Below are 14,066 nucleotides of genomic sequence, written 5' to 3' on the forward strand. Positions count from 1 at the left end.
ATCCAGCGAGGGACGGCCGGCTTCACCCGGCAGGGGGAAGCGAGAAGCCGCTCTCTTCAGGGAGTGGAGGAGTCACGACGCAGACCCTGAGCTACGCCGACGCGCTGAAGATCCTCGGCTGCAACGACAACAGGCTCGCCAAGGTGGCCGGATTCGCCTCGAACGCGGCGCTGACCGGATGGGCGCTGGCCGGTGGCGCACGGATGATGTTCACCCTGTCCGACCTGCGCGACGACATCGTGCGCTACGGCGAGGACGTGCTGCGGCGGGTGCCGGAGCGCAAGGGCGGTGACAGCCGGTTCGCCCGCACCCAGCGGCTGGCCGCGGCCCACGCCGTGGTCGTGGCGTCGGCCTACTTCGAGGCGCTGGGCGAGGCGCGGTTACCGTTCGAGTTGCGCCGGCTCGGCACCGACCGCGGCGACCAGGCCGACCTGGCGCTCGGCGGCCCGTCGGCCGGCGGGTTCGCCGAGTTGCTGCGCGAGCTGCTGGCCCAGCCGCTGCCGATGCCCGGGCCGCACCGCCCGCACGCCGAGACCCGGGAAGCCGTGGCGCGGACCTACCGGGAGATGTCGCAGACCCTGGCGCGCTACGTGCGCGGGCAGCCGGTGTGGGAGCGGCTCTCCGCCGACGACCAGGTACGGCTGCCGCTGCTGCTCGCCGAGGGCCCGCCGGCGCGGGCGCTGCGGATCTACGACGAGGACTACCTGCTGCTGGCCGCCGCCACCCCGGAGTTCAGGGTGTGGAGCTTGGTCACGGAGTCCCAGTCGCTCGACGCCGGGCTGTCGCGGGTGGCGCGGTTGCTGGCCGAGCTGGCGCCGCCCCGGGTGGGCGACCGGCCGAGGATCCACCTGATCAGGCTGGCCGCCAGTGCCCTCGACCAGCCGCTGACGGCCGCCGGCAAGGCGCCGGGCGACGTCACGCTGCCGCTGCTGGGGGAGGGGTACATCACCCCGCGCTGCCGGGTGGCGGAGATGACCCGCGAGTCCGCGCCCGCGCTGAAAGGCTGGTGGGAGGGCCGGGCCGGGCTGCCCGACACCGAGGCGTTCCTTGTCGGGCACCTCACGTCGCCGCACGCCACGCGGGCGCCGCTGGTGGTGCTCGGCGAGCCCGGCTCGGGCAAGTCGAAGCTGACCGAGGTGCTCGCGGCGCGGCTGGCGACGTCGGAGTTCCTGCCGATCCGGGTGGAGCTGCGCGACGTCGCGCCGCACTCGACCGTCACGTCCCAGATCGAGCAGGGCATCTCCGCCGTGCTCGACGAGGACGTGAGATACCAGGAGCTGGTGGACGCGGGCGACGGGGCGCTGCCGGTCATCATGCTCGACGGGTTCGACGAGCTGGTCCAGGCGGCAGGCACCGGCCGCTACGACTACCTGGAGCAGCTCCAGGAGTTCCAGAGCGGGCAGGCCAGGATCAACCGGCCCGTCGCGGTGATCGTGACCAGCCGGACCGTGGTGGCCGACCGGGTGAGGTTCCCCGAGGGAGTGCTGGCGCTCCAGCTGCGGCCGTTCGACGACGACCAGGTGCGCAGGTGGCTGGAGATCTGGGACCAGACCAACCACGGCCTGCTCGCCCGGCACGACCGCAAGCCGCTGTCGGCGGACGTCGCGCTGGCGCAGGGCGAGGCGGCCAGGCAGCCGCTGCTCCTGCTGCTGCTGGCCCTCTACGACGCGTCCGGCGACGCGTTGCGCGATGGCTCCGAGCTGGGCCGGGCCCGCCTCTACGAGTCGCTGATCCGCGACTTCGCGGCCCGGGAGATCGACAGGGAGCCGGAGGCGCGTTCGCTGCCGGCCGCCCGCAGGCGCAGGCTCGTGGAGCGCGAGCTGGTCCGGCTGGGTGGTGTCGCGCTGTCGATGTTCGCGCGCGGGCGCTCGACCGTCACCGAGTCCGCGCTCGGCGGAGACCTCCCCGCGCTGTTCGAGCAGGGCTTCGAGCAGCGCGAGCAAGGCTCAAGGAAGGGCTTCGAGCAGCGCGAGCAAGGCTCAAGGAAGGGCTTCGAGCAGCGCGAGCAAGGCTCAAGGAAGGGCTTCGAGCAGCGCGAGCAAGGCTTCGGGCACGGCTTCGGGCAGCGCGAGCAGGGCTTCGAGCGGGGTGACGGCGAGGAGTGGGCGCGCAGCGCCGCCGCCCGGTTCTTCTTCGTCCACGCGAACGAACCGCGCCCCGGCGGCGGCCGCGAGCGCGGCTACGAGTTCCTGCACGCCACCTTCGGCGAGTTCCTGGTGGGCTCGCTGGTGGTGACCGCCGTCCAGGACCTGGTCAGGCGGCAGCTACTGGCCGAGGAGGAGCTGGTCGCCGCCGTCGGGCAGGAGACCGACGACGACCTGCTCTACGCCGTCACGTCGTTCTCCTGCCTGGCCGAGCGGGGCCCGATCGTGGGCTTCTCCATGGAACTGCTGCGGGCGCTGCCGCCCGACGTCCGCGCCCGGAGCGTCGCCCTGCTCACGCGGCTGCTGCGCGGCTCCCTGTACGAGCGGCGGCGGCGCTCCTGCACCGGGTTCGCGCCGGTGCGGCATCCGGTGCCGCGGCGGCTGGCGGCCTACTCGGCCAACCTCACGCTGCTGATCGTGTGCGCCTCGGAGGAGCCGGTCAGCGTCGCGGCGCTGCTGCGCGACACACCCGCCTTCGACCGGTGGCGCTCGTACACGCGGCTGTGGAAGAGCCAGCTCGGCGACGAGGGATGGCAGGGACTGGTCAGGGCGCTGTCGGCGCGGCGCGTCGTCGGCACGAGCCGTGACATCCTGCTGGGCGGGCCTCCCGAGCCGGCCGACTTCGACGCCACCGACTGGTGGTTCGGCGACGTGGAGGCGGGCCGGAGCGCCCGGCGGGCGCCCGCCGGGAACGAACGGCCCTACCTGCTGAACGCCGATCTCGACGCGCTGCCGCACGCCGCGCCGGGCGACGGCGACGACGTCGTCGTGCGGCCGCGGGGCCGCGTCACCACGTTCGGCCGGCTGGTGCGGGAGGCGCTGATGACCGAGTCCCCGGGCGACCGGCTCGCCCGCTACCTCGACGCGGTCGCCGCGCTGCCCGCGGCCTCCGCCGCCGGCCGGGGCAGGCCGCTGCGGCTGCTCCTGCGCGCGCTCACGCTCGACGGCCCCGACCTGCCCTTCCAGGACCGCGCCCGGATCCTGCGCGAGCTGCTGGAGGCGCGGGCCGACCGCGAGGCACTGCTGCCGTTCGTGGAGTCACTGCTGTTCGAGCGGTCCGGCAGCTGGACGGCCCTGCTCGAGGCGGGCATCCCCGAAGAAGTGCTCCGCGACGTACGCAGATCCTGACCGAGCTGACCTGCGCGGACCGTGACCGGGCGCAGAGCATGACCGGTGTGCGCAGAGCATGACCTGGCGGGGACCATGGCCGGCGTGCGCGGCCTGGTGGCGCGGTCACCGGCGCGTACGCCGTAAGCCCTAGTCGGCCGCAGGGAGCTCCACGGTGATCGTGAGCCCGCCCTCGTCCCGTGGCCGGGCGGTGACCGTGCCGTCGTGCGCCTCGGTGATGACCCGCACGATCGACAGCCCGAGCCCGCTGCCCCGGTCCGACCGCAGCCGGTCGCCGTGCAGCCGCCGGAACGGCTGGAAGATCGACTCGATCTCGTACGGCGGCACCTGCAGCCCGGTGTTGGCCACCACCAGCTCCACGCGTTCCGTGCGTTGCCGGGTCGTCACCCACACCTCGCCCTTGGGATGGTTGTGCCGGATCGCGTTCTCCACCAGGTTCTGCACCAGCCGTTCCACCAGGACCGCCTCCCCGGTGGTGGGCGCCGAGTCGAGCAGCCGGTGGATGGTCACCTCCCGCTCGGCCGCCTCCCCGCCCACCTGGTCCAGCACGTGCTCGGCCACGTCGGTCAGGTCGAACGGGCGGTGGTCCAGCACCGCCTGCTCGCCCTCCGCCAGCGCCAGCAGCCCGTCGATGAGCCGTTCGTGCCGGGTGTTGACCAGCAGCAGCGACTCGCCGAGCCGTTTGACGTCGTCGGTCGCGTCGGGCCGGCGCACCGCCACGTCCACCAGCGTGCGGTTGATCGTCAGCGGCGTGCGCAGCTCGTGGGAGGCGTTGGCCACGAACCGCCGCTGCCCCTCGAACGAGCGGGCCAGCCGGCCGAGCATGGTGTCGAAGATGTCGGTCAGCTCCTTCACCTCGTCGCGCGGCCCGTCGTAGCCGATGCGCTCGGTCAGGTTGTGGCTCTGCGCGACCCGGCGCGCGGTCTCGGTGACGTCCCTGACCGGCCGCGACACCCAGGCCGCCGCCCGCCAGCCGAGCCCGAACGCCGCCCCCGTGCCGCCGAGCACGACCAGCCCGCCGAGGTTGCGCACGTTGGCGAGGACGCTGTCCCTGTAGGTGGCGTGCACCTTGAGCGCGAACCCCCGGGCCAGCTCATACCCGTCCGAGAACCGCGCGCCGTAGATGCCGTAGCCGTCCCGCTCGATGTCGATGCGGTCGGGGGTGAACACGGAGGCCCGGTACTGGAGACTCGTCTGGACGACGAGGTAGATGGCGGCCTGCGCGAGCCCGGCGATCACCAGGAACACGCCCGCGCAGGCCAGCGCGAACCGCAGGCGCAGGCTCATGGGATGCGGTACCCCGATCCGGGCACGGTCTCGATGACCTGGGGCTCGCCCAGCTTCTTGCGCAGTTTGGCCATCGTGGTCCGCACCGTGTTGGTGAACGGGTCGATGTGCTCGTCCCACACCTTCTCCAGCAGCTTCTCGGCCGAGACGACGGCCCCCTGGGCGCGCAGCAGCTCGGCCAGCACGCCGAACTCCTTGCGGGCCAGCGGCACGTACCGGCCCTCGCGGAACACCTGCCGGTGCGCCCAGTCGAGCCGCACGCCCGCCCGCTCCAGCATCGGCGGGTCGGCCGGCCTGGCCCGGCGGCCGAGCGCGTGCACCCGCGCGACCAGCTCCTCGAACGCGAACGGCTTGGGCAGGTAGTCGTCGGCCCCCAGAGACAGCCCCGCCACCCTGGAGCGCACGTCGCCCGCGGCGGTCAGCATCAGCACCCTCACCGGCCACCCTCGCTCGACCACCGTGCCGCACACGTCGTCGCCGTGCACCAGCGGGAGGTCCCGGTCGAGGATCAGCACGTCGTAGTCGTGGACGCCGAGCCGTTCGATCGCCGCCTCGCCGTCGTAGGCGACGTCAACGGCCAGGGCCTCACCCCTCAGCCCCTCGACGATCGAGTCGGCGAGCATCCGCTCGTCCTCGGCGATCAGAACACGCAACCTTGCCCCCAAAAGATCATGAATGCCCGTCAGTGTGCCCGCAACCACATAACGCGGGCATAACCACAATTGGTGACGCCGACGTTATCGCGCGATCGGTGGACTTCGTCCCCTACGGCCGGGATCCGCCCGGTCCATCCTCGGGGGACCACCATGGCCACCACCCTCACGGTGTTCAGCCGGTCACGCCCGCACGGCGTGACCGCGCGGAGGCACCAGGGGCACCGGCTGTTCGTGTTCGTGCTCGCGCTGGCCGCCGCGCTGCGCGTGCTCGTCATGCTCGGCTATGACACCGCGCAGCTCTACTGGTACGACTCCTTCACCTATCTCGACACCGCCGTCCACCTGCGACCGCAGGGGGCTCTGCACCCGGCCGGCTACTCCTGGTTCCTGTGGGTGATGCGGCCCTTCCACAGCGTGGAGCTGATCGCCGGGGTGCAGCACGTGATGGGCCTGGGCATCGGGGTGATGATCTACGTGCTGCTGCGCCGCCGGTCGCTGCCCGGCTGGGGCGCGAGCCTGGCCACGCTGCCGGTGCTGTTCGACCCGTCGTTCGTGCGGCTGGAGCACGCCATCCTGTCCGACTTGCAGGTCATCTTCCTGGTCGTGGCCGCGCTCCTCGTCGTGATGTGGCGTGAGCGGGTGTCCACGCGGGCGGCCGCGCTCGCCGGGCTCCTTCTCGCGCTCGCCGGCCTCACCCGCACGGCCGCGGTGCCGCTGCTCGGCCTGCTCGTGCTCTACCTGCTCATACGGCGGGCCGGCCGGCGCAGGATCGTGGCCGCGGTCGTCGCGGGCGCGCTGCCGCTGCTCGCCTACGCCACCTGGTACGCCCAGCACCACGGCCGGTTCGCGCTGAGCGGCTCCGACGGGGTGGCGCTGTGGGCGCGGACCATGACCTTCGCCGACTGCTCGGTCATCCGGCCGCCCGCGAAGGAGGCCGTGCTCTGCCCGAACGGCACCGTCGTGGACGCCGCCTCCGAGTACGTCTGGGCGGCCGGAGCCTCGCTCAACCGGCTGCCCGGCGACCGCTTCGGCTACAACGACCTGGCCAGGAGCTTCGCCCTGCGGGCCATCGCCGCCCAGCCGCTGGACTACCTGGGCGAGGTGGTCGGGGACACCTCGCTCGCCTTCACCTGGGAGCCGGTGCCGCACCCGAAGCGGGTCACGCCCATGTCCACCTTCCCGCACGGCTCGTGGACGCTGCCGGAGGAGCACTCGCTCATCGGGAAGGTGCGCAGGGAGTACGACCCCGGCATCCGCGGCATGAGCTCGGTCGAGCCGTGGGGCACGATCCTGTCCGCCTACCCCTACCCGTGGTTCCTGCACGGGACGCTCTTCGGCGTGCTGCTGCTGGCCGGCGGGGCGGGCTCGATCGGCCGCCGCCGCCCGGCGCTGCTGCCGTGGACGTTCTCGATGTTCCTGCTCGTCGCGCCGGTGGCCGCGCTCGACTTCGACCACCGCTACGTGCTGCCCGCCATCCCGTTCGCCTGCGTCGCCGCCGCGCTGGCCGTGCACGGGTACCGCATCGGCGATATCGCGCCGGTGAGGCGAGCGGATTATCGTGTGCCGGTGTGAGGACGTTCGGGCTGGTATGCGGCATGGCAGTGATCGACGTCTATTCGACGTTCCTGGCGTACGGCAATCAGCCGTACGCCACGCCGCTCGACCTGCCCGGCTACGCGCTGCTGGTCCTGTCCGCGCTCGGGCTGGCCTGGCTGCGCGGGCGGCCCGAGCTCGCCTTGGCCGTCTGCGTGGGGGCGGCGGTCGTCTGCTTCGCGCGCGGCTACGCCTACGCGTTCTGGCCGGCGCCCGCCCTGGTCGCGGTGTTCGCGACCATCTCCTCCGGCAGGCGGGCGGCCGGCTGGGCGGGCGTGGCGTTCCTGATCGGCGTGCCCGCCGCCGCGGTGGCGCTGCACCCGGAGCCGGACCGGGTGGTCGGGGTGGTCATCTGGGCGCTGCTCGTGCTCGTCGTCGCCCAGCCCGCCGAGGTGTCGCGGGCCAGGCGCGCCTACACGGCCGAGGTGGAGCGGCGGGCCGCCGACGCCGAACGCACCCGCGAGGAGGAGGCGCTGCGCCGCGCCCAGGAGGAGCGGCTGCGCGTCGCCAGGGAGCTCCACGACGTCACCTCCCACACGGTGTCGGTGATCGCGCTGCATGCCGCCGTCGCCGCCGAGGCCGTCGAGCGCGCGGGCGGCCCGCCGGAGGCCAGGACCGCCCTCCAGGTCATCCGTACGTCCAGCCGCCAGGCCCTGGCCGAGATGAAGGGCGTGCTCGGCGTCCTCCGCCCCGACTCCCGGCAGCCGCTGCCCGGCACCGGCAGGTTGCCCGGCCTGCTGGACGGGGCCGGGCTGCCGGTCGGCCTGTCCGTCGTCGGCGACCGGCGCCCGCTGCCGCCCGCCGTCGACCTGGTCGTCTACCGGGTGGTGCAGGAGGCGCTGACCAACACCATCCGGCACGCGGCCGCCACCAAGGCGGTGGTCACCCTGACCTACGAGCCGGACGCCGTGACCGTACAGGTGGACGACGACGGCGGCGGCGATGCCCCGCACGGCCACCTGTACGGCCACGGCCTGACCGGGATGGCCGAACGCGTGGCCGCCGTCGGAGGGCGGCTCACCACCGGCGACGGCCCCTCGAACGGGTTCCGCGTCGTGGCGAGACTGCCCGCGTGATCACGATCCTGCTGGCCGACGACCAGCCGCTGGTCAGGGCCGGGCTACGGGCCCTGCTGGACACCGAGGACGACCTGAGTGTCGTGGCCGAGGCGGCCGACGGCATCGAGGCGGTGCGACTGGCCGGCGGGCTCTCGCCGGACGTGGTGCTCATGGACATCCGGATGCCCGGCCTCGACGGCCTGGAGGCCACCCGCCGGATCGCCTCCGGCCGCACTCGGGTCGTCGTGGTCACCACCTTCGACCTCGACGAGTACGTCTACGAGGCGCTCCGTTCCGGGGCCAGCGGCTTCCTCGTCAAGGACGCCGAACCGGCCGAGATCCGCCACGCCGTGCGGGTCGCGGCCCGCGGCGACGCGATGCTCTCCCCGGGCGTCACGCGCCGGCTCATCGAGGAGTTCGCCGCCCGGTCCAGCGCGGTCAGCACCGACCGCCTGGCCCCGCTGACGGGCCGCGAGCGCGAAGTGCTGGTCCAGGTCGCCCAGGGCCTCACGAACCTCCAGATCGCCGAGCGGCTGGTGATGAGCCCGGCCACGGTCAAGACGCACGTCAACCGCATGATGAGCAAACTGGCTGTACACGACCGGGCGCAACTCGTGGTGCTCGGCTACGAGACCGGCCTCGTCCGCCCCGGCCGCCACGCCTGATACCGCGCGCGGTGTACTGCGTCGTCCGCGGTGGGTGGACGACCTGGCGGGCCCGCGGTTTCTACCGTCGGCGGCATGATCGCCTTCTGCACCCGCCACCGGCGCCTCGTCCTGATGCTCTGGCTCGCGCTGACGGCCGCCCTGGTCGCCGCCGCGACCGCCTGGCCCGGCCCGGCGAACGACGACTTCACGCTCCCCGCCTCCGAGAGTCAACGGGCCGCCGAGATGCTCGGCGACCTGCCGGCCGAGCCCCCGGGCACGCTCGTGATCTCCGCCTCGTCCGGCGTCGGCGGCCCGGCGGTACGCCAGGCCGTGGCCGGACTGGTCGACCGCCTGAACAGCGTCCCCGGCGTGCGCGCGGGCACGGCCGAGAGGCCGTCCGGGGACGACGAGCTGTTCGGTCAGATCACCCCCGACGGGACGATCGGCACCATCCCCCTCGAATTCTCCGGAGCCGGCGCCGCCGAGCGGATCAGGCAGCTGCGTGACGACTTTCATGCGCCCGGCGTGACCGCGGAGCTGGCCGGCGACGACCTGGCGGACTTCACACCTGGGGGAGCCGTCGAGGGCGCCGGGCTGGTGGCCGCGGCGGTGGTGCTGCTGGTGGCGTTCCGGTCGCTGGTCGCCGCGGCCCTTCCACTGATCATCGGCATCATCGGCGTGACCGGCGGCGTCGCGCTGCTCACCGTGCTGCGGAACGTCGTGCCGGCGCCTGACTTCGCGGTCTATCTCACGATCATGCTGGGGCTCGGCGTGGGCATCGACTACGCGCTGCTCATCGTCACCCGGTTCCGCTCCTGCCTCGACGAGGGGCTCGGCGTACAGCAGGCGGTCGAACAGGCCATGCGCACGGCGGGCAGGTCCGTGCTGTTCGCCGGGATCATCGTGATCACCACCGGGGCGGGCATCCTGTTCCTCGGCCCCTCGCTCGGCGGCGGCGTCGCGCTGGCCGCGGGCTGCGGGGTGCTCATGGTCATGCTCGCCTCCCTCACCCTGCTGCCCGCGCTGCTGCGGATGATCGGCACCGGGGTCGACAGGTTCGCGCTACCCCGCCGTACCGGGAAGGAGCCGCTGGCCTCGCGGTGGAGCAGGGTCGTGCAACGCAGGCCGTGGCCGGCCGGCCTGCTGGCGCTCGGCCTGCTCCTCGTGCTGGCACTGCCCGCGACGCAACTGCGCGCCGGCTGGTCCGACGCGGGCGACCGGCCGGTCACCGACACCACCAGGCGAGCCCACGACCTGCTGGCCAAGGGCTTCGGACCCGGCGCGCAGGGCCCGCTGGTGCTGGCGATCGCCGGCCCGGACGCAGCGTCGGACGGCGGCGCGATCGCCGTCGGGCAGGTCGTCGAGCAGGCACGCCGGACGCCCGGGGTGGCGCGGGCGTACGCCGTGGGGGAGCGGGCCGCGCTGGTCGTGCCCGCCGGCGGGCCGCAGGACGAGGCCACCACCGAGCTGATCCACCGCCTGCGCGCCGAACTGCCCGCCCCCGTCCTGGTGACCGGCTCCACCGCGGCCGCCGGCGACTTCGCGGAGTTCTCCGCCGAGCGGCTGCCGTGGACCGTGGCCGCCGTGCTGCTGGCCTCGTTCGCGTTGCTCATGGCCGTATTCCGCAGCCTGCTGCTGCCGGTGAAGGCCATCGTGGTCAACCTGCTATCCATCGGCGCCGCGTACGGGGTGGTCGTCGCGGTCTTCCAGTGGGACGTGCTCGGCCGCGGCAGCGCCGGGCCCATCGACGCCTGGGTGCCGATGATGCTGTTCGTCATCACGTTCGGGCTGTCGATGGACTACGAGGTGTTCCTGCTCTCCCGGGTCAGGGAGGAGTACGAGCGGACCCGCGACAACGGGCGGGCCGTCACGGCCGGGCTGGCCAGGACGGCCAGGGTCATCACCGCCGCCGCCACGATCATGTTCTGCGTGTTCGCCGCGTTCGGCGCGTTCGACGACCGCGCGCTGCAGATCATGGGCGTCGGGCTCGCCGCCGCCGTGCTGGTCGATGCCACCGTGGTCCGCCTGGTCCTGGTGCCCGCCGCCATGGAGGTGCTCGGCGAGCGCAACTGGTGGTTTCCCGGACTGTCCTCCGCGAGGCTGACGCACGGGCGAAATGTTCCGTAGTCTACGGGCATCACGAGCGTTGGGGGCGCCAGGGTGCCAAGACAGAGCGTGGGTGTGGTGGTGGACCCGGGCGTGCCCCGGGAGGTCTCCGGACTGCTGCGCTCCAACGCCCTGCTGCTGTCCAGGATCCGGTCCGGGTGGGTGCCGCCCGCCACGCCGCCGCCCGAGCGCCGCCGGCGCGCCACCTCCAGCGTGGTGCTGCTGGCGGCCACGCCCCTGGTGCTCGCCGTGATGGCGGTGCTGCTGGAGTCGCCGGCGGCGCCGGTCGGGTTCGTCGTGCTGGGCATGTTCGTCTTCGTCGTGCTGGTCAAGATGGCCTCCCTGAACGAGCTGCCCGTGACCGACCGGCCCCGGGAGCGCGGCGTCTACGAGCAGGCCCGCTGGTACGACGGCCGCTACCTGCTGCCGGAGGACTTCGACGAGGAGGCCGCGGCGGTGCTCACGCGGGCGCAGCGGGCCATCGGCTCGGTGCTGCGCTCCCACGTCAACGCCGAGGGCCTGCTCGACGGCGCCCGCAACGCGATGATGCTGCCGGAGCAGGAGTGGGAGATCGCCCGGCTGCTCGCCAAGCTGTCCGCGCTGCGCGCCGAGCACCACGAACTGCTCGCCCGGGGCGTCGCCCCGGAGGTGGCCGCCGTGGTCGAGCCCCTGGAGAAGGCGCTGGTCAACAGCGAGGCGGCCGTGGTGGCGCGGGTCGAGGCGCTGGAGCGTTACGCCGGGCACGTCGCCGACGCCGAACGCGCCTACCACGCCAGAAGCCAGATCGAGGAGCTGCGGGCCCGGCTGCCGCGCTACGAGGAGCTGCTGGCCGAGTCCGGCGCCGACGCGCTGGCCGTGCCCGAGATCGAACGGCTCGCGGAGGACGCCGACGCGCTGGAACGCGTGCTGCGGCGCAGCGTGAGCTCCGCGCACGAGGCGTTCCGCTACCTGGAGGGCTGACACCGAGACAGACCGCTACATAGGATCCATAAGGTGGCCGGCCGTCATGCGAAGGTGGTAGTGGACCCGGCGGTGCCCGACGAGATCGCCGAACTTCTCCGTGACAATCGCAAGCTCCTGCTGAGGATGCGCGCCGGGTGGACGCCCCCGCACCGGCGGCAGGTGCCGATCCCGGGAGCCGTCGTCCCACCAGATCGAACGGCTCAGCGCCCGGCTGCCGCGCTATGAGGAGTTGCTGGCCGAGTCGGGAGCCGGGGAGGCGGCCGTGCCCGAGCTGGGCAGGCTGGGCGAGGACGCCGACCTGCTGGAGCGGGCGTTGCGCGACAGTGTCCGCTCCGCCCACGAGGCATTCCGCCAATCTGGAAGGCTGACCCCGCCGGGGCGCGTAACGCGACAGTGGCGCCCGCGCCAACGGGTCGTTTCGCGGCATACGCGGATGACATCCCATATGATCCGGATTCGTGGTGGACGTCGTGGTGGATCCAGAGGTACCGCCGGAGGACGCTCGGCTGATCAGGGAGAGCCTGCAGGTTCTGATCAGGATGCGGGACGGCTGGACCCCCCATGCAGAGGCGTCGCGGGCGAACATCCCGGCCCGCGTCGCCATGGCGGTCGTCATCCTGGGAGTGATGCTCGGGCTGATGCTCACCGTCGGGCGCGGCGGCGCCGGCCTGATGGTGATCCTGCTCATCGCCGTCCCCTTGCTGGTTCTGATCTTCGTCAAGAGCGACCTGGGAGACGAGCACGAGCAGACGGCCGTCGACCGGGGGATCTACGAGCAGCTGCGCTGGTACGAGGACCGCTATGTGCTGCCCGACGACCTCGACGAATCCTCCCGCAGGCTGCTCGCCCGCGCCCAGCGGGCCATCCGCACCGTGTCCGGCTCGGCCGTCAACAACGAAGGGCTGCTGGACGACGTGCGCAACGCGGTGATGCTGCCCGCGCAGGAATGGGAGATCGCCCGGCTGCTCGCCAAGCTGTCCTCGCTGCGCGCCAAGCACCGGCGGACCGTGTCGGAGGGCGTCACGCCCGAGGTCGCCGCCGTGGCCGAGCCGCTCGCGCAGGCCCTGGACAGCAGCGAGGACGCCGTCGTCGCCAGGGTGGAGGCGCTGGAACGTTACGCGGCGCACGTCGCCGACGCCGAACGCGCCTACCGGGCCCGCCACCAGATCGAGGAGCTGCGCGGCAGGCTCCACCAGTACGAGGAACTGGTGGCCGAATCCGGGGCCGACCGGTTCGCCGTGCCCGAGATCACCCGGCTGGCTCAGGACGCCGACCAGCTGGAGCAGGCGCTGAGGCGGAGCGTGAGCTCCGCCCACGAGGCATTCCGGCACCTCGAGCCCTGAGCCCCGCTAACGCGGCCAGTGGGCCGCCTCGAGCAGCAGGTCGCAGAGCGCGTCGGCGGCGTCGACCCGGCCCAGTTTGTGCGCCGCCTCGGCCATCGACGCGCGCAGCCCCGGGTCGGCCAGCAGCGGCATCAGCTCGGCCAGCAGCAGCTCCGCCGTCGGACGTGGCTCCAGCAGCGCCCGGGCCGCGCCCGCCGAGGCCAGGTAGGCGGCGTTCTTGCGCTGCTCGTCGCCGCCCGTCGGGATCAGCGGGATCAGCACCGACGGCCTGCCGACGGCGGTCAGCTCCGACACCGTGCCGGCTCCGCTGCGCGCGATCACCACGTCCGCGGCGGCGTACAGATCGGGCAGCTCCGAGCCGACGTAGGGCACCGGGTGGTAGCGGTCGGCCAGCTCGGGCGGCAGCTCGATGGCGCGCATCTGCTCGATCCAGGCGGGCCCGCACTGGTGCACCACCTGCGCGTGCGGCAGCAGGCCGGGCAGGATCTCCGCGATCAGCGTGTTGATCTGCTTGCTGCCCTGCGCGCCGCCCGTCACGTAGATCAACGGCACCTCGAACGTCAGCCCGAACAGGTCGTAGGCCGCGGCCTGGTTGCCCCGCAGCAGCTCCGGCCTGACCGGGTTGCCGGTCACGACGGCCTTGTCGCGGGCCGAGGCGGGCAGGTGCTCCAGCGACGACTCGTGGGACAGCGCGATCCGGGTCGCGAGCCTGGCCAGCATCCGGTTGGCCAGGCCCACCACCGTGGTCTGCTCGTGCATGACCAGGGGGCGCCGGATCAGCTTGGCCGCCACCCCGATCGGCACCGCCACGTAACCCCCGGTCGACAGCACCACGTCGGGCAGGTATCGGGCGGCGTGCACCACCGCCTGGATCACGCCCACCGGGATGCGGAACACGTCGGCGATGTTGGTGCCGAGCTCGCGGAGGTTGGGCCGGCGGCGCAGCTTGCCGGTGGTGATCGCCTTGAACGGGATGCCGTGCTCGGCCGTGATCCTCGCCTCCAGGCCGCCGGCCGTGCCCACCCAGAGCACGTCGTGCGCCACCTGACGTCGCTGGATGGCCGTCAGGGTCGTCAGGGCCGGATAGGTGTGACCGCCGGTGCCGCCTCCGGTGATCAACAGTCGCAGGGTTCGTGACATG

Annotated in this window: 10 protein-coding genes; 7 read left to right on the forward strand and 3 right to left on the reverse strand. The window is 73.0% G+C overall.

Going from position 1 to position 14,066, the window contains the following annotated elements; all coding sequences use genetic code 11:
• Positions 1-143: 143 nt before the first annotated feature.
• Positions 144-3,272 (forward strand): hypothetical protein, encoded by a 3,129-nt coding sequence (locus tag AB0C16_RS04995; protein WP_357678984.1) that lies wholly within the window; start codon positions 144-146, stop codon positions 3,270-3,272.
• A 129-nt stretch (positions 3,273-3,401) separates the two neighbouring features.
• Here the strand turns inward: AB0C16_RS04995 and AB0C16_RS05000 are convergent, their stop codons facing one another.
• Both AB0C16_RS05000 and AB0C16_RS05005 read right to left on the reverse strand, forming a co-directional pair.
• Positions 3,402-4,559 (reverse strand): HAMP domain-containing sensor histidine kinase, encoded by a 1,158-nt coding sequence (locus AB0C16_RS05000; RefSeq protein WP_357678986.1) that lies wholly within the window; start codon positions 4,557-4,559, stop codon positions 3,402-3,404.
• The gene (locus AB0C16_RS05005) at positions 4,556-5,212 is read right to left on the reverse strand and encodes a response regulator transcription factor (protein ID WP_357678988.1); all 657 of its coding nucleotides are present in this window, start codon (positions 5,210-5,212) and stop codon (positions 4,556-4,558) included. The genes AB0C16_RS05000 and AB0C16_RS05005 overlap by 4 nt, the downstream gene beginning before the upstream one ends.
• A 153-nt stretch (positions 5,213-5,365) precedes the next feature.
• On the opposite strand from AB0C16_RS05005, the gene AB0C16_RS05010 reads away from it, so the two are divergent.
• The 6 genes from AB0C16_RS05010 to AB0C16_RS05035 all read left to right on the forward strand — a co-directional run bounded on the left by AB0C16_RS05010 (position 5,366) and on the right by AB0C16_RS05035 (position 12,925).
• Positions 5,366-6,787: a hypothetical protein gene (locus AB0C16_RS05010; protein ID WP_357678990.1), complete on the forward strand. Its 1,422-nt coding sequence runs from the start codon at positions 5,366-5,368 to the stop codon at positions 6,785-6,787.
• Positions 6,788-6,810: 23 nt separating this feature from the next.
• Positions 6,811-7,884: a sensor histidine kinase gene (locus AB0C16_RS05015; protein WP_357678992.1), complete on the forward strand. Its 1,074-nt coding sequence runs from the start codon at positions 6,811-6,813 to the stop codon at positions 7,882-7,884.
• Complete coding sequence (locus AB0C16_RS05020) at positions 7,881-8,531, forward strand: response regulator transcription factor (RefSeq protein ID WP_357678994.1); 651 nt, start codon at positions 7,881-7,883, stop codon at positions 8,529-8,531. The genes AB0C16_RS05015 and AB0C16_RS05020 overlap by 4 nt, the downstream gene beginning before the upstream one ends.
• Positions 8,532-8,606: 75 nt before the next feature.
• The gene (locus AB0C16_RS05025) at positions 8,607-10,640 is read left to right on the forward strand and encodes an MMPL family transporter (RefSeq protein ID WP_357678996.1); all 2,034 of its coding nucleotides are present in this window, start codon (positions 8,607-8,609) and stop codon (positions 10,638-10,640) included.
• A gap of 48 nt (positions 10,641-10,688) precedes the next feature.
• A complete protein-coding gene (locus AB0C16_RS05030; protein ID WP_357678998.1) occupies positions 10,689-11,579 on the forward strand; it encodes a hypothetical protein in 891 nt (296 codons plus the stop codon).
• A gap of 461 nt (positions 11,580-12,040) precedes the next feature.
• Positions 12,041-12,925 (forward strand): hypothetical protein, encoded by an 885-nt coding sequence (locus tag AB0C16_RS05035; protein WP_357679000.1) that lies wholly within the window; start codon positions 12,041-12,043, stop codon positions 12,923-12,925.
• A gap of 6 nt (positions 12,926-12,931) precedes the next feature.
• On the opposite strand, the gene AB0C16_RS05040 is transcribed toward AB0C16_RS05035, so the two are convergent.
• Positions 12,932-14,065: a UDP-N-acetylglucosamine--N-acetylmuramyl-(pentapeptide) pyrophosphoryl-undecaprenol N-acetylglucosamine transferase gene (locus AB0C16_RS05040; protein ID WP_357679002.1), complete on the reverse strand. Its 1,134-nt coding sequence runs from the start codon at positions 14,063-14,065 to the stop codon at positions 12,932-12,934.
• Between the last annotated feature and the right edge of the window lies 1 nt (position 14,066).

It is taken from the genome of Nonomuraea sp. NPDC048916, assembly GCF_040649575.1.
Classification (GTDB): Bacteria; Actinomycetota; Actinomycetes; order Streptosporangiales; family Streptosporangiaceae; genus Nonomuraea.

Bases quoted from the DNA above. Each gene is read 5' to 3' on its own strand.
- AB0C16_RS05000 (WP_357678986.1), bottom strand. From the start codon at position 4,559: ATGAGCCTGCGCCTGCGGTTCGCGCTGGCCTGCGCGGGCGTGTTCCTG.
- AB0C16_RS05010 (WP_357678990.1), top strand. From the start codon at position 5,366: ATGGCCACCACCCTCACGGTGTTCAGCCGGTCACGCCCGCACGGCGTG.
- AB0C16_RS05015 (WP_357678992.1), top strand. From the start codon at position 6,811: ATGGCAGTGATCGACGTCTATTCGACGTTCCTGGCGTACGGCAATCAG.
- AB0C16_RS05025 (WP_357678996.1), top strand. From the start codon at position 8,607: ATGATCGCCTTCTGCACCCGCCACCGGCGCCTCGTCCTGATGCTCTGG.
- AB0C16_RS05040 (WP_357679002.1), bottom strand. From the start codon at position 14,065: ATGTCACGAACCCTGCGACTGTTGATCACCGGAGGCGGCACCGGCGGT.